This window comes from Alkalibaculum bacchi (assembly GCF_003317055.1).
GTDB classification, from domain to species: Bacteria; Bacillota; Clostridia; order Eubacteriales; family Alkalibacteraceae; genus Alkalibaculum; species Alkalibaculum bacchi.
Genome location: NZ_QNRX01000007.1, coordinates 108212 through 123519, shown reverse-complemented (window position 1 = coordinate 123519; position 15308 = coordinate 108212). Strand labels below are relative to the sequence as shown.

At 35.9% G+C, this 15308-nt stretch carries 15 protein-coding genes; all 15 read left to right on the top strand.

Going from position 1 to position 15308, the window contains the following annotated elements:
- The first annotated feature begins 13 nt into the window (after positions 1-13).
- Entirely contained in the window at positions 14-964 is a 951-nt protein-coding gene (locus tag DES36_RS06955; RefSeq protein ID WP_170128220.1) for a sugar-binding transcriptional regulator, read from the top strand.
- 4 nt (positions 965-968) lie between these two features.
- Complete coding sequence (locus DES36_RS06950; RefSeq protein WP_113920504.1) at positions 969-1364, top strand: transcriptional regulator GutM; 396 nt, start codon at positions 969-971, stop codon at positions 1362-1364.
- A gap of 82 nt (positions 1365-1446) precedes the next feature.
- Positions 1447-1968, top strand: coding sequence for a PTS glucitol/sorbitol transporter subunit IIC (srlA, locus tag DES36_RS06945; RefSeq protein ID WP_113920503.1), 522 nt, complete (start codon positions 1447-1449; stop codon positions 1966-1968).
- Between the two features lies 1 nt (position 1969).
- A complete protein-coding gene (gene srlE / locus DES36_RS06940) occupies positions 1970-2947 on the top strand; it encodes a PTS glucitol/sorbitol transporter subunit IIB (protein ID WP_113920502.1) in 978 nt (325 codons plus the stop codon).
- A gap of 94 nt (positions 2948-3041) precedes the next feature.
- Positions 3042-3395, top strand: a complete 354-nt coding sequence (locus tag DES36_RS06935; RefSeq protein WP_113920501.1) for a PTS glucitol/sorbitol transporter subunit IIA — start codon at positions 3042-3044, stop codon at positions 3393-3395.
- A gap of 367 nt (positions 3396-3762) precedes the next feature.
- Positions 3763-4551, top strand: coding sequence for an HAD-IIA family hydrolase (locus DES36_RS06930; protein ID WP_113920500.1), 789 nt, complete (start codon positions 3763-3765; stop codon positions 4549-4551).
- 13 nt (positions 4552-4564) lie between these two features.
- On the top strand, positions 4565-5752 hold the full coding sequence (locus tag DES36_RS06925; protein ID WP_113920499.1) for a sn-glycerol-1-phosphate dehydrogenase: 1188 nt from the start codon (positions 4565-4567) through the stop codon (positions 5750-5752).
- Between the two features lie 47 nt (positions 5753-5799).
- Positions 5800-6252: a ribose 5-phosphate isomerase B gene (gene rpiB / locus DES36_RS06920; protein ID WP_113920498.1), complete on the top strand. Its 453-nt coding sequence runs from the start codon at positions 5800-5802 to the stop codon at positions 6250-6252.
- A gap of 319 nt (positions 6253-6571) precedes the next feature.
- Positions 6572-7867, top strand: coding sequence for an NAD(P)H-dependent oxidoreductase (locus tag DES36_RS06915; protein ID WP_113920497.1), 1296 nt, complete (start codon positions 6572-6574; stop codon positions 7865-7867).
- Positions 7868-7939: 72 nt separating this feature from the next.
- Positions 7940-8980: a sugar-binding transcriptional regulator gene (locus tag DES36_RS06910; RefSeq protein WP_148581879.1), complete on the top strand. Its 1041-nt coding sequence runs from the start codon at positions 7940-7942 to the stop codon at positions 8978-8980.
- A gap of 21 nt (positions 8981-9001) precedes the next feature.
- Positions 9002-9961, top strand: a complete 960-nt coding sequence (locus DES36_RS06905; RefSeq protein ID WP_113920495.1) for a thiamine pyrophosphate-dependent dehydrogenase E1 component subunit alpha — start codon at positions 9002-9004, stop codon at positions 9959-9961.
- Positions 9962-9980: 19 nt separating this feature from the next.
- Positions 9981-10964 carry an alpha-ketoacid dehydrogenase subunit beta gene (locus DES36_RS06900; protein WP_341457129.1) on the top strand — a complete coding sequence of 328 codons (984 nt, stop codon included), beginning with the start codon at positions 9981-9983 and terminating at the stop codon, positions 10962-10964.
- 12 nt (positions 10965-10976) lie between these two features.
- Positions 10977-12314, top strand: coding sequence for a dihydrolipoamide acetyltransferase family protein (locus DES36_RS06895; RefSeq protein ID WP_113920493.1), 1338 nt, complete (start codon positions 10977-10979; stop codon positions 12312-12314).
- Positions 12315-12598: 284 nt separating this feature from the next.
- Positions 12599-14329 (top strand): dihydrolipoyl dehydrogenase, encoded by a 1731-nt coding sequence (gene lpdA, locus DES36_RS06890; protein WP_113920492.1) that lies wholly within the window; start codon positions 12599-12601, stop codon positions 14327-14329.
- Positions 14330-14534: 205 nt separating this feature from the next.
- Positions 14535-15260, top strand: coding sequence for a LytR/AlgR family response regulator transcription factor (locus DES36_RS06885; protein WP_242981725.1), 726 nt, complete (start codon positions 14535-14537; stop codon positions 15258-15260).
- Positions 15261-15308 lie beyond the last annotated feature (48 nt).

Below are 15308 nucleotides of genomic sequence, written 5' to 3'. Positions count from 1 at the left end.
AAGGATGGTTTATATGTCCTCTAATAAAGATGTAAGACTAATTGTCAGATGCGCAAAAATGTATCATGAAGAAAATATGAAACAAGACGAAATTGGTCAAAAACTTGGTATATCAAAAGCGACGGTTTCAAGACTATTAAAGATAGCTGTTGAAATGGGTATTGTCCAAATTACTGTAAGAGATCAATATTCAAAGAAATTGATCAATATTGAAAAAGATCTTGAAGATGAATACGATTTACTAGAAGTAATTATTTGCGATTCTAATAGCGAATCTGAGATGGAAATCAAGAAAAGCATCGCTCGAGAAGCAGCAAAGTATCTACAAAGGGTTTTGACACCGAACTCCATAATTGGAGTAAGTAATGGGACTACACTAGCGGCAATACCAAATTATGTTGAAATCAATCGCAACAATAATTTAACCTTTGTTCCCATGGCAGGCGGCAATGGTCAGATCAATGCCGAAATTCATTCAAACAATGTAGCACTACATATGGCAAAAGCCTTTAAAGGGAATTATAAGATATTATATGCACCAGCAATGGTTGAAAAAGCAGAAAGTAGGAACACATTTATAGAAGATCCAGGTATTAAATCCGTTTTATCTTTGACCAAAAAATTAGATGTAGCTATCTTTGGCGTAGGCTCATCTAATTCAAAATCAACGGTTTCCATCACAGCAGAGTATCTCTCTGAAAACGAGATGGTAGATATGGAAAGTTTAGGAGCTGTAGCTGACATTTGCAATATCTTCATCGATGAGTCTGGTTCTGGAGATGTTTTTGAATCAAATAAGAGAGTTATAGGCATTGAGCTTGAAGATTTGCGTAACACACCGCTAAAAGTTGTCGTAGCTGGATATGAAGGCAAGGTAAAGGCTATTAAAAGTGTACTCAAGGCCCGTTTAGCTGATGTGTTGGTTACTGATATTGAGACAGCAAAACTTCTCATAGAAGGGTGACGATATGTATTTTAAATATGGATTGATTATTGTAGGAGCAATTGTTATTCAAGGACTTTTAACTTACTTTCAAGTAAAAGACTATCGAAATAATGTGTCTGAAATTCGAAAGAAGGGAAGACTCTTTATAGGTCAGACAAGAGGAAAAATTAAGGCTGGCAGTATTGTCTTAATGGCAGTTGATGACGATGGATTCATCAATGAAGCGAAATCTATGACAGGTATTACTGTATTTCATCGATTTAGAAGAGTTGATGATTTAATAGGCAAAAATATCTTTGAAAGCGATCAATGGCTTCATGCAGTGAAAGATAAGCAAATGGTCAAGGCTATAAGTAAGGGAATAGAAGCTATGAATAAGAGCATTTCACAAGATTATGAAGACAAGGATTCTGAATAAAAAAAATCTTCATATAGATATAATAAAGAATAGATTTATTTTATTCTTTGTATATATATTAAAAAACAAAGGGGAGAGTTTTATGGAGTTTTTATCTAGAGCAGCAGAAGGCTTCATCGGGTTATTTAACGCTGGTGGGGAAAGTTTCATGGGAATGGTAACAGGCATCCTTCCTACACTTATTGTACTTATAACATTCGTAAATTCACTTATTATGCTTATTGGTGAAGACAAGGTGCAAAATTTTGCATTGAAGTTTACAAAATATTCAATCACAAGATACACCATATTCCCAATACTTGCTATGTTTTTCTTAACAAACCCAATGGCATATTCATTCGGAAAATTCTTACCTGAAAAATTAAAAGTACCTTTCTTTGATGCATGTATTTCATTTTGTCATCCGATAACAGGATTATTCCCACATGCTAATGGTGCAGAATTATTCGTTTGGTTAGGAATATCTCAAGGTGTTGAACAATTAGGTCTGTCTACTACTGAACTAGCAGTTCGGTACTTTTTAGTAGGTGTAGTGGTCATCTTTATCCGTGGAATGGTTACTGAGAGAATCTTCAATATGATGTCTAAAAAAGGGGTTGAATAATATGACTTATAACGCTATTAAAATAGAAAAAGGTAAAGGTGGCTGGGGAGGTCCCTTAATTATTAAACCAGATGAAAAGAAAAACAAGGTAGTATCTGTAACAGGTGGTGGAATTGATCCAGTATCTAAAAAAATTGCTGAGTTATCAGGTTGTACAACCGTCGATGGCTTCGCTACTAGCGTGCCAGACGAAGAGATTTTTGTAGCCGTAGTAGATTGTGGCGGTACAGCTCGATGTGGAGTATATCCTAAAAAAGGTGTTTTCACTGTGAACCTTACTCCAGTAGGTCAATCTGGTCCTCTTGCTCAATATATTCAACCAGAAATTTATGTATCAGGGGTAAAAGTAGAAAATGTAGCTTTAGCTGATGGAGATGCTGTAGTGGCACAAAAGACTCCTGCTTCAAAAGAAGAGCCAAAAGCAGCACCAAAAAATGATCAATCAGAGAAAAAAGGAAATGCTATTGCAAGAATGGGTAAAGCTATTGGTGGTGTAACAGGTAAGTTCTTTGCTGCAGGTCGTCAAACAATTCAAATGGTTATGAATAATATCTTGCCATTTATGGCTTTTGTATCCATGCTTGTAGGTATTATCAATGCTTCAGGCTTAGGAAATGTAATCGCAAATTTCTTAGCACCAATTGCTAGTTCATTACCAGGATTACTAATAATATGTATTGTCTGTGCATTGCCTTTCTTGTCACCAATACTAGGACCTGGTGCGGTAATTGCTCAAGTAGTAGGAGTATTTGTTGGTGTTGAAATCGGTAAAGGAAATATCCCACCAAGCTACGCATTACCAGCATTGTTTGCTATCAACCCACAAGTAGGTTGTGACTTTATACCAGTAGGTTTAAGTCTTGGGGATGCTGAGCCAGAAACAGTTGAAATTGGTGTTCCTGCAATATTATTCTCTAGAGTAATCACAGGACCATTGGCAGTAGTAATTGCTTACTTTGCAAGTTTTGGATTATTCTAAGCATAGTTCATTTTAAATTAGCTATAGAGTTTCTTTTAAAGGGAGCTCTATAGCCTTATTATTAATTAATATAGCAAATATCTAGGAGGAAAAAATGAAATACAATGTAAAAATTACGGGCATAGGTGATATCGCTTTAGATTTTTTAAGTGAGAACATGATCATATTATTTAATGACAATGCACCAGCAGAATTAGCAGAAATTTCAGTATTACACGAAATTAGTGAATTGACAGGGGACGTGGCAGTAGGAGATCAAGTGACAATATGTGATGAAGAATACGTAGTAACAGCAGTAGGAGACGAAGCTCTCCATACACTAAAAAAAATGGGACATTGCAGTTTAAAATTTGATGGCGCAGATACTCCATCATTACCAGGAACCATACACTTAAAAGGCGAAAAAAATCCTACATTTGAAGTAGGTAAATATATAACAATTCAATAAAATGTAAATACTAATTACAGAATAGATGGGGTACTTTCGTTCATTACATATAATTAAAATAGTTTTTTCAAAAATTCATTGATATAACTATTTTCTATTGCTATTGAATAAGGTGCCTTTTTCATTACACAAACACAATCTTATAAACAATATTAATTAAAAGTTAAATTTATTTCATATGATGAATTTTCTTTCAAATCTATTGACTCTATTATTTATACATGCTAAAATAAGCTTAAGTTAATAGTTGCAGAGAATGGGAGAAAGCACAGTAGTAAATTCATCACAATGAATTGCTATTTGTGCTTTGTTTTATTTTATCCCAGAATAAAACCACATATTAAATACACACATTTTAGGAGGATATATGAATTCTATTAAGGACATTAATTGTTATTTGCTCGACATGGATGGTACTATTTATTTAGGAGATCAATTGATTGATGGAGCAAAAGAGTTTTTACAAGCATTAAGGGATAATGGAAAGAAGTATTTATTTTTGACAAATAACTCTTCTAAGGATAAGCAAGCTTATGTAGATAAATTAAATGGGCTAGGGATATCCGCTGAAGAAGACGATGTTTTCTCTTCCGGAGATGCTACGATTTATTACTTGAAGAAGAATACAAATTTTAAGAAAATCTTTTTACTTGGTACAGAAGCCCTTATTCGCTCTTTTGTAAAGGCAGGATTTGAAGTAGTATCCGAGAAAAATGCAGAGGTAGACTGTGTTGTATTAGGCTTTGATACGACATTAACCTATGATAAATTATGGGCAGCATGTGATTATGTAAGAGAAGTACCTTATTTTGCAACTCATCCTGATTTTAATTGTCCTCTTGCAGATGAGAAAGTAATGCCTGATGTAGGAGCAATGATTGCGTTTATTAAAGCGTCTACTGGAAAAGAGCCTATCGTTATTGGAAAACCAAATCAACCTATGCTAGATTCCATTGTAGATATATACAATTTTGATAAAAGTGAATTAGCTATGGTTGGTGATCGTCTATATACGGATATAAAAATGGGTGAAGACTTAGGAATTCAATCGATTTTAGTATTATCAGGAGAAACCTCTATGGAAGACTATGAAAAATCACCGATCAATGCAAATCATATATTTGATTCTGTAAAGTACATTATAAATCAATTATAAAGGAGACGAAAAGATGACGGATTACAGTGAATTATTAAATAAGGATATAGAGTGCGCTTGTGGAAGAACACATAGGGTTCCAATCAAAGATATAAGTTTTGATTTTAAGGAAGAAGATATTTTAGAAATTAGTAAAAAACATATTCAAGGAAAAAATATCTTAATCGTTGCAGATAAACATACTCATGATTTAAACCAAAGAATTTACGAAATTATGCAGGCAACAGACTACGATGTTTCTCTTTTAGAATTTGAAGATAAAAAGTTAATTCCAGATGAAAAAGCAGTAGGTAAAGTTCTAATGACTACAGATCGAGATATTGCAGGTATTATCTCTGTAGGTTCAGGTACCATCAACGATATTAACCGCCTTGTAGCCAATAGAGTGAAAATTCCTGTGATTACAATTGCCACAGCACCTTCGATGGATGGATACGCAGCGTCTGGTTCATCCATGGTATATAATGGCGTTAAAAAGACAATAAAAAATGGAACAGTAACAGCAATATACGGAAAAGTTGACGTCATCAAAGAAGCTCCATACGATTTAATCCAAGCAGGTTTTGGAGATAGCATCGGAAAAAAAACAGCTTTAGCAGATTGGATTTTATCAAAACACATTAACGATGAATACTGGTGTGACAAAACAGTAGCGTTAGTAGAAGAATCTACTAATATTTGTATTGAAAACGCAGAAAAAATCGCAGAAAGAGATACAGAAGCTATTAAAAATCTTGTAGATGCACTAGTGCTCTCAGGTGTGTGTATGTCTCTTGTAGATGATACAAGACCAGCATCTGGTTCAGAACATTTAGTATCTCACTACATGGTTATGAGAGCAATTGAGAAAGGTGAATTACCTCCATCTCATGGAAGGACCGTTGCAATCGGTACATTAATTGCTACAGTATTATATGAATTTTTATTTAAACATGATGCTTTTAAACAAGTTGAAAATTACAAAGAAGTAGAAAAAGATGTTAGAAGGTATTTGCCAACCATTGAAGAAGTAGAAGGACTGCTTAAGACAATTAAATTATCAACGGATCCTAGAGATTATGATTTAGATGGAGATTTACTTAGAGAGATTGTCCTTAAGGCTGGTTATATTAGACAACGCTACACGGTATTTATGCTTTTAGATCGTCTAAACCTATTAGACGAAGCAGCAGATTATGTCTTAAATCATTTTAATATGTAATTGTTTATTAAGAGATAAAAGTAAGAATAAAATTAGGAGGATATATTATGAAAATAGCAATTGGTTGCGATGAAGCAGGAGTTGAATTAAAAAATATATTAAAGGAATTTGTACAATCCAAAGGACACGAAGTAGAAGACTTTGGTCTAGAAAAAGGAGAAAGCGTACTGTATCCTTTGATTGCAGAAAAAGTAGCGAATTCTATAGCAGAAGGTAAAAACGAAAGAGGAATCATCGTTTGTGGTACTGGAATTGGTATGGCTATTACAGCAAACAAAATCCCAGGCATCCGTGCTACAGTAGCTCATGATGTGTTTTCAGCAGAAAGATCGATAAAGAGCAATAATTGCCAAATCATCACTATGGGTCAAAGAGTAATTGGACCAGAAAGCGCAAAAACAGTAATCAACGCTTGGTTAGAATCTCAATTCGTAGATGGTAGCTCCACTCCAAAAGTAGAGAAAATGATCGAAATCGAAAATAAATACAGAAATGCATAAGTTTCTAAGCTAGAAAAACCCTCTGAAATCGAAATAGAGATTTTAGGGGGGTTTTTCTATCTACGGAAAGGTTGGACGGTAGGACGGGGAAATCTTAAAAGCTGAAAGCTGAAAGGAAAACCCCCTCGCCTTAAGGCGAGTTTGGTTTTCCTGACCACCTGACCACCTGACCACCTGACCACCTGATCCTGTTAAATTTTAAATAATAGAAGTAAACCATTGCAAAAAAGAAACGGTCGTGTTAATATAAGTATGAGCAAAATAACAACACATGAGCAAATGCCCAATTTTAAAATTTTAATATAAACGGAGGCGCACAATGTTAAACTTAAACACAAAATTAAAACAATTACAAGAAAACGGAAAAATCATTAAATTAGGTCTTGTTGGTGCAGGTCAAATGGGAAAAGGTATGGTAAGCCAAGTAATGAGCATGAAAGGTATGACACCAGCCATAGTAGTTGACGTTAACGTAGACAACGCAGTAGAAGCTTATACATTAGCTGGAATAAGAAAAGAAGATATTGTCGTATCCTCTACACTATCTGAAATCAATGTAGCTATAGAGCAAGGAAAATTCGTAGCATGCCCTGATTCTGATATTCCTGCACAATGTAACTTAGTAGATGTAGTGGTTGATGCAACAGGTGTACCTGATGTTGGAGCAAAAGTAGCAATCGATTCTATTATGAATAAAAAGCACATCGTCATGTTAAACGTAGAAACGGACGTAGTTATTGGACCAATCCTTAAGAAATTAGCAGACAATGCAGGCGTTATTTACTCAGGTTCTGCAGGTGATGAACCAGGCGCTGTAAAAGAAATTTACGATTTTGCAGATGCAATGGGAATGGATATTGTAGCTATTGGTAAAGGAAAAAATAATCCAGTAGTATTAGGATGCAATCCAGATACAGTTTATGAACAAGCTATAAAATCAGGCGTTAGCCCAAAAATGTTAACAGCATTTAAAGACGGAACAAAGACAATGGTAGAAATGACTGCAATGGCAAATGCAACTGGTTTTTTACCTGATGTAAGGGGAGGACATGCGGTTTGTGCTTCTGTAAATGAATTACCTGGTCTTTTCCAATTAAAAGAAAATGGTGGAATCCTAAATAACACTAAGATCGTCGATTACGTAAACGGGGTTGCACCAGGCGTATTCGTAATCATCACTACTGATCTTCCACAAATTCACCACGAAATGCAATACTTAAGCATGGGTTCAGGACCAAATTACGTATTGTTTAGACCATATCACTTATGCAGTTTAGAAACTCCTTTAACTGCCGCAAGAGCAGTAATTTACAATGAACCAAGTATTGTTCCATTACCAGGAGCGCCAAGTGCTGAAACAATCACATTAGCTAAAAAAGACTTACAAGCTGGAGATATGCTAGACGGCATTGGTGGATACACAGTATATGGTTCCTTTGAAAAATATGATATAGCAAAAGCAGAAAAAGCTGTACCACTAGGGTTAATCACAAAGAAGACAAAATTATTGACACCAAAAAAACCAGGCGAAGTAATTACTTATGACGACATCGAATTAGATAAATCTACCTTAATCTACAAATTAAGAGAATTACAAGAGACAATCATCGGTTAATTTAAATGTCGAGGCTTCTAGAACGCTCTAGGAGCTTTTCTTATATAACATGAAATTATTCTCATAAATTTATTGAAATGGAAAAATAATAATGATATTATAAATGTGCACAAAATCTCAATTAATGGGCATATGCTCGACAGAGGTGTTGTATTGAAAGACGATGTAAAAAGACAATTAATTAAAATAGCAAAATACTATTACAATGACGGGCTAACTCAAGAGGAAATCGCTAAGAGGATGTCCTTATCGAGGCAAAAGATCAGTAGATTAATTCAAAGATTGATTCCTGAAGGCATTGTAACCATTCATATTGATGATTCTTTAGACTCTTATTTGGCTTTAGAACAAGGACTTGAAGAAAAGTTTAATCTAAAGGAAGTAGTAGTGGTTTCTACAGAAGAGAACAATCATATGACCTTAGATAATATTGGACGAGCAGGTGCGGAGTATCTTGACCGGATTCTCAAACACGATGATATTATTGGCATCGCTTGGGGCCGAACCTTGACCTATGTATCCCAACACATTGTAAAGGAAAGATCTAATTTAAATCTATCTATGGTTCAATTGGCAGGAGGGGTTTTTCCATATGGGCACTTTTTTAATGGAGAGCTTTCTAAACAATCAGGCGAAATTACTCGAGAAATCTCATTAAAATTAGGAGCAAAGCCTTATTTAATGAATAATCCTCTTGTTGTAGACAATATTGCGACAAAACAAGTTTTACTTCATGAATCAACTATAAGTAATATTTTTAATATGGCAAAAACTTGTACCATTGCAATAGTCAGCATTGGAAGCTTAGGTAATAACATTTCACCTTTTGTAGAAGGGGCGCTAACAGAAGAGGATTTACAGTATCTATTAGAAAAAAAAGCCGTTGGAAATTTTGTTTTTAGGTATTTTGACATAGATGGAAATATCATCGAAGCGCCTTTTTATGATAGATTGCTATGTCCTGAATTAGAGCCTTTAAAGGAGATACCTTTAAAAATCTGCGTATCTGGGACAAAAGAAAAAGTAGATGCAATTTTTGGTGGCATCAGAGGTGGTTTTGTAGATGTACTCGTTACAGATAGTGAAACCGCCACTGCATTAATGAAAAAATAATAAATACCGGGAGGTAAAAAAATGGCTATAACGAAAGAAACTTTAGTAGAAATGTATTTAAGAATGAATGAGGCTAGGCTATTTGAAGAAAAAGTTGCATGGTTTTTCTCAAGAGGTATGGTACACGGTACGACACATTTATCCGTAGGAGAAGAAGCATCTGGTGTAGCATCTTGTATGGCTTTAGAAAAAGGAGACTTAGTTTCTGCAACTCATAGAGGACATTCACAAGTAATTGGATTTGGTCTAGATTTAAATAGAATACAAGCAGAATTATTAGGAAAAGCAACAGGTTATTGTAAAGGAAAGGGCGGCTCTATGCATATTGCCGATGTTGAAAACGGTAATCTAGGTGCAAATGGTATCGTAGGTGGGGGATACAGTATTTCTGTAGGTGCTGCTCTTACACAACAATATAAGAAAACTGGAAAGGTCGTCCTTTGTTTTAGTGGAGATGGTGCAACAAATGAAGGAAGTTTTCACGAATCTTTAAATTTAGCATCTGTCTGGAAACTTCCAGTGATTTTCTTTGTAGAAAACAATCTATATGGCATGTCTACACCAATTGAAAAACATATGAATATTAAAGACATTGCTGAAAGAGCAAAATCTTATGGAATGCCAGGAATTATCGTAGATGGCAATGATGCTATAGAAGTATATGAAACAGTGCAAAAAGCTACTGAATACTGTAGAAGCGGAAGAGGACCAGTATTAATAGAAAGTAAAACCTACAGATGGTTAGGACACTCTAAGAGCGATGCTCAGGCTTACCGTACGAAAGAAGAAGTAAACGAATGGAAACAAAAAGATCCAATAAAAAGACTTAGAAAGTATATGATCGAAAACAATATCGTTACCGAAACAGAAGCAGATGAAATAGAAGCGAGAGCCCAAAAGGCCTTAGATGATTCTGTAGAATTTGCTATAAATTCACCTGAACCAGCAATTGAAACGGTATTAGAAGATGTATACGCATAGGGAGGATATAAATATGGAAATGAAAGAAATGACTTATAAGGACGCCATCCGTTTAGGTATGAGCGAAGAAATGAGACGAGATGAAAATGTTATATTCTTCGGAGAAGATGTAGGTCTTTACGGAGGAGCTTTTGGTGTATCTGTTGGCATGCTTGAAGAATTTGGAGAAGAAAGAGTAAGAGATACGCCAATATCTGAAGCAGTTATCGTAGGAGCAGCAGCTGGGGCAGCAGCAACAGGATTAAGACCTATTACAGAAATGATGTTTATGGATTTTATTACTATTGGTATGGATGCGTTAGTTAATCAAGCGGCAAAGATGAGATACATGTTCGGTGGAAAAGCAAAAGTTCCTATGGTATTAAGACTTCCTTCTGGTTCAGGTACAGGGGCAGCTGCTCAACATACCCAAAGTTTAGAGGCTTGGTTATGTCATGTACCAGGGCTTAAGGTGGTAACTCCTTCTACTCCTGCAGAGGCAAAAGGCCTTATGAAAGCAGCTATTCGTGATGATAATCCAGTTTGTTTTGTTGAACATAAGCTCTTATACAAAGTAAAGGGAGAAGTGCCAGTAGATGAAGATTATATCGTTCCTATTGGAAAATCTTTTGTAAAAAGAGAAGGTAGGGATGTAACAATCGTTTCTTGGGGTACTACTTTACAAAAGGTATTAGATATTGCTGAAGAAGTAGAAAAAGAAGGCATCAGCGTAGAAGTAGTAGATCCAATTACTTTATATCCTATGGACATAGATACCATAATAGAATCTGTAAAGAAAACAGGTAGGGCTATTGTCGTTCATGAAGCTTGCAAGACTGGTGGCGTTGGTGGAGAAATTGCTGCAAGAATCGCTGAAAGTGAAGCTTTTGACTATTTAGATGCTCCAGTTATGAGATTAGGCGGCTTAGACGTACCAACTCCATACAATAGAAATTTAGAAGCAGCTGTTGTACCAAAGAAAGATGAAATTAAAGAAGCAATCTATAAAGTAATGAATCGATAGGGAGGTGTCAAAATGGCAACGGAAATCATTATGCCTAAAGCAGGCATGGATATGGAAGAAGGAACAGTCATTAAGTGGCTAAAAAACGTAGGTGAAACTGTAGAGACTGGTGAACCACTATTAGAAATCCTCACAGACAAAGTAAATATGGAAGTAGAAGCAGAGGTGTCTGGTACTTTAATCGATATTCGCGCGAATGAGGGAGATGTTCTTCCAGTATTTACAGTAATCGGATATATCGGTGAAGCTGGTGAAAAAGCGCCATCAGGTGAGGCAACACCAAGCATGGAAGTAAAAGAGGTAGAAACCATTGAAGAAACTGTTAAAGAAGAAAAAGCCACATCGAATTCTTCAATTCCTGTAGGCAAAGTTCGTGCCACACCTGCTGCTCGAAAAATTGCAAAAGATAGAAACCTTCTTGTAGAAGACATACCAGGAAGTGGACCTTTTGGCAGAGTTCAAAAGGTAGATGTAGAAGAATTTGATATCATCAAAGCAACACCACTTGCTACTAAAATGGCAGAAGTGGAAAATATCGATTTATCTACAATAAAAGGTACTGGCGTTGGCGGAAAGATTACAAAAGACGATCTTAGTCTTGCTCCTACAGAAGCAACAGGGCAAAAGAAAGTTTTAGCACCTTCTAAAGCAAAAGAAAAAGCTTCTAATATCATTCCTATGGTTGGGCTTCGAAAAATCATCGCTCAAAGGATGAAAGAAAGCCTAGAAAAGAGTGCTCCTGTAACCCTTCAAACTGAAGTAGATATGACGCATATCAATGCCCTAAGAGCTAAGCTAAAACCAATTATCCAAGAAGAAATAGATAAGAAAATTACTGTAACAGATTTGCTTATTATGGCTACTTCAAAAGCCTTAATGAAATATCCAATAGTCAACTCTACTCTTGTAGAGGAAGGAATTCGAGTCAATGACTATGTAAATATGGGTATAGCAGTAGGCTTAGAAAATGGACTGCTTGTTCCAGTGATAAAGGGAACAAATAAAATGACTTTAAAAGAGATTGTGTCTAGTAGAACAGATATCGTAAAAAGAACCCTGTCTAGCAAGATTACTCCAGATGAATTAAGCGGAAGCACTTTTACTATCAGCAATTTAGGAATGTACGACACCATTAGCTTTAATTCCATCATCAACCAACCCAATAGCGCCATCTTAAGCGTAGGGGTAACAGTTAAGAGAATGAGAATTATAAATGATGCTCCTCAAATAAGAGAAGTAATGAACATGAGCATTACCCTAGACCACAGAGTAATGGACGGATTAGTAGGAGCGCAGTTCTTGCAATACTTGAAGGATTTGCTAGAGGATCCGAATTTGTTGTTGTTGTAATTTGTAAGGCAATACTAGTATTGAAAGGTGGTCAGGTAGTCGGGTGGTCAGGTGGTCAGCAAAAGCATAATGCTATTGCAATTAACAAAGTATTGAATGCTAGTAGCTAGTGGCTGTTTTTAGACCCTCGCTACTGCCCAGTCATCCTGAGCAAAGCGAAGGATCTTAGACCCTAAAAGAAGACCCCAGTAGCGCTTACCTCGCCTAAGAGAAAGGCGAGCTTAGGTTTTGCTGACCACCTTAAAGCTGACCACCTTACCACCTTAAAAACACGGAGGTGTCAAATGGCAACAGAAGTGATTATGCCAAAAGCTGGCATGGATATGGAAGAAGGTACAGTCATTAAATGGCTGAAAGAAGAAGGAGATCAGATTGAAACAGGAGAGCCTTTACTAGAAATCTTGACGGATAAGGTCAATATGGAAGTAGAAGCAGAAGTGTCAGGTACTCTTCTTAAAATTTTAGCTAAAGAAGGAGACGTTTTACCCGTATTTACGGTTATTGGATATATTGGTGGGGAAGGGGAAGTGATCCCTAATGCTACAGGTTCACAAGTTCCAGCACCAGAAGCAGCCCCAATTCAAGAAATAGCTCCTGCTAAAGAAGAAGCTGCAACACCTCAAACAGCTGATAACACTTATGATATTGTGGTATTAGGTGGGGGACCTGGCGGATATGTAGCAGCTATTCGTGCTGCACAGCTAGGTGCAAAAGTTGCCCTAATTGAAAAAACATCTGTAGGTGGAACGTGCTTAAATGTAGGTTGCATCCCAACAAAGACGATGGTCAAAGGTGCAGAGATTATTCATAATATGAAAAATGCGGAGCAAAAAGGTATAAAGGTAGGAGAGCCTCAAGTAGATATGGCTCAAGTTGTTCAAAATAAAAACAGTGTTGTCAAACAACTTGTAGGTGGCGTTACTGGCATTTTAAAATCAAATAATATCAAAATTTACTCTGGAAAAGGTCATGTAAACAAAAATAAAACAGTAGATATTGTTGACGGGGCAGATAAAGGTCAAGTCATTTCTTACGGTAAATTAATCATCGCTACAGGTTCTACTCCATTAGTTCCACCAATACCAGGTCTAGATTTACCTGGCATCATGACAAGTACGGAAATATTAGATATACAAGAAGTGCCAAAAGAATTAGTCGTCATTGGTGGCGGCGTGATTGGTTGTGAATTTGCGACGATCTTTAGTACATTTGGAAGCAAGGTTACGATTGTAGAAATGCAAGATTATTTACTTCCAAACTTAGATAAAGAAATTGCTGAAACATTAAAAAAATCTTTTCAAAAATCTGGCGTAGAGGTTCTTACATCTGCAAAAGTGGAAAAAGTAGAAAAGAAAGAAGACAAATACACAGTTCATGTAAGTGGGAACAAAGCCATAGAAATCGAAGCGAATAAAGTCTTAGTGTCTATTGGAAGAAAAACTTGCTTAGAGGGATTAGAAGATTTAGGTCTAGATATAGACAGAGTCGTCAAAGTTGATGATTATCTAAAGACATCTGTAGAAGATGTATATGCAATAGGCGATGTCACAGGTAAATTCCAATTAGCTCATGTAGCTTCTGCACAAGGGATTAAAGCAGCAGAAAACGCCATGGGTGGCTCAGAGAAGATGAAGTACAATATTGTTCCATCTTGCATCTTTACCATTCCAGAAATCGGCTGTGTAGGGTTGACTGAAGAAGAAGCAAGAAGAAAATACGGTGATGTTTTAGTAGGTAAATTCCCTATGTCTGCAAGCGGAAAAGCTCTTGCCATGGGCGAAACAGAAGGCTTTGTAAAGGTTATTGCTGATAAGAAATACGGTGAAATCCTAGGCGTTCACATTGTAGGAGCAAGTGCAACAGAGATCATTGCAGAAGCAGCAGCTGTAATGAAATTAGAAGGCACACTAGAAGAACTAGTAAACACCATCCACGCTCATCCAACCATTGCAGAAACCATCATGGAAGCCGCACATTGTGCACTAGGCGAGCCAATACATTTACCCAAGAGATAAGAATGACCTACAAAAAACGGAGGAAGAATTCCTCCGTTTTTTGTTTGGTGATTTTTAGAATAGTCTTGTGATTGCTTTAAATATTATAAAATAAAGGTAAGCAAAAGTTGTTTTTTATTCCATATTCTGTGATATTATGTAAACAGAAGGAATTTAAGCAAATAATATGTCAGAGTATCATTACATCCTGAATTTATGGGGAGGGATGAACGTTTTGTTTCAAATTGCAATATGTGACGACGAGCAAATGATTTGTTCACAAATTGAAAAGATCATCTTAACTTATTTTAAGACCACTAACGAAAAAGTAGAAGTTCAAGTCTTTTATTCAGGAGAAAAATTATGTGAGTTCATTGAAAAGGAACATAGTTTTGATCTAATCTTTTTAGATATTGAATTAGAACGGATAAATGGTATAGAGGTGGGTATGAAAATCCGAAAAGAAATGGATAATCAAACCATACAAATTATATACATATCAGGAAAAGATTGCTACGATAGAGAGCTATTTGAAGTAAGACCCATGCATTTTTTGCCCAAACCCCTAGATGAGGGCAAGATTATAAAAGATGTTTTGCTTGCAATGAAATTAAATGAAAAATCAGGCGGTATATTTACTTACAAAAAAGGTCAGGAGACTTACAAGATACCCATAAAGAATATCCTTTATTTTGAAAGCATAGGTAGACAAGTGAAAATAGTTACTACTGATGGGGAAGAATTATTTTATGGTAAGCTTCGGGACGTGCTAACAGAAGTCTCAACATACCGATTTATGCATATTCATAAATCTTATATCGTAAGCTACGCTCATGTTATTACATTTAGATACGAATCCGTTATAATGTCGAATTTGATGCAACTCCCGATAAGTCAACCAAGGAGAAAAGCAATAAGAGAATTACAAGTTATTTATGAAAAATTTGAGTGAAGTTTATGCAGAGACTATGTAGAATAGCAGTTTTAAGAGTCTAAAAAA

Bases quoted from the DNA above. Each gene is read 5' to 3' on its own strand.
- DES36_RS06900 (WP_341457129.1), top strand. From the start codon at position 9,981: ATGAAAGAAATGACTTATAAGGACGCCATCCGTTTAGGTATGAGCGAA.
- srlA (WP_113920503.1), top strand. From the start codon at position 1,447: ATGGAGTTTTTATCTAGAGCAGCAGAAGGCTTCATCGGGTTATTTAAC.
- rpiB (WP_113920498.1), top strand. From the start codon at position 5,800: ATGAAAATAGCAATTGGTTGCGATGAAGCAGGAGTTGAATTAAAAAAT.
- DES36_RS06955 (WP_170128220.1), top strand. From the start codon at position 14: ATGTCCTCTAATAAAGATGTAAGACTAATTGTCAGATGCGCAAAAATG.
- srlE (WP_113920502.1), top strand. From the start codon at position 1,970: ATGACTTATAACGCTATTAAAATAGAAAAAGGTAAAGGTGGCTGGGGA.
- DES36_RS06915 (WP_113920497.1), top strand. From the start codon at position 6,572: ATGTTAAACTTAAACACAAAATTAAAACAATTACAAGAAAACGGAAAA.
- DES36_RS06930 (WP_113920500.1), top strand. From the start codon at position 3,763: ATGAATTCTATTAAGGACATTAATTGTTATTTGCTCGACATGGATGGT.
- lpdA (WP_113920492.1), top strand. From the start codon at position 12,599: ATGGCAACAGAAGTGATTATGCCAAAAGCTGGCATGGATATGGAAGAA.
- DES36_RS06935 (WP_113920501.1), top strand. From the start codon at position 3,042: ATGAAATACAATGTAAAAATTACGGGCATAGGTGATATCGCTTTAGAT.
- DES36_RS06885 (WP_242981725.1), top strand. From the start codon at position 14,535: ATGAACGTTTTGTTTCAAATTGCAATATGTGACGACGAGCAAATGATT.
- DES36_RS06925 (WP_113920499.1), top strand. From the start codon at position 4,565: ATGACGGATTACAGTGAATTATTAAATAAGGATATAGAGTGCGCTTGT.
- DES36_RS06905 (WP_113920495.1), top strand. From the start codon at position 9,002: ATGGCTATAACGAAAGAAACTTTAGTAGAAATGTATTTAAGAATGAAT.
- DES36_RS06895 (WP_113920493.1), top strand. From the start codon at position 10,977: ATGGCAACGGAAATCATTATGCCTAAAGCAGGCATGGATATGGAAGAA.
- DES36_RS06950 (WP_113920504.1), top strand. From the start codon at position 969: ATGTATTTTAAATATGGATTGATTATTGTAGGAGCAATTGTTATTCAA.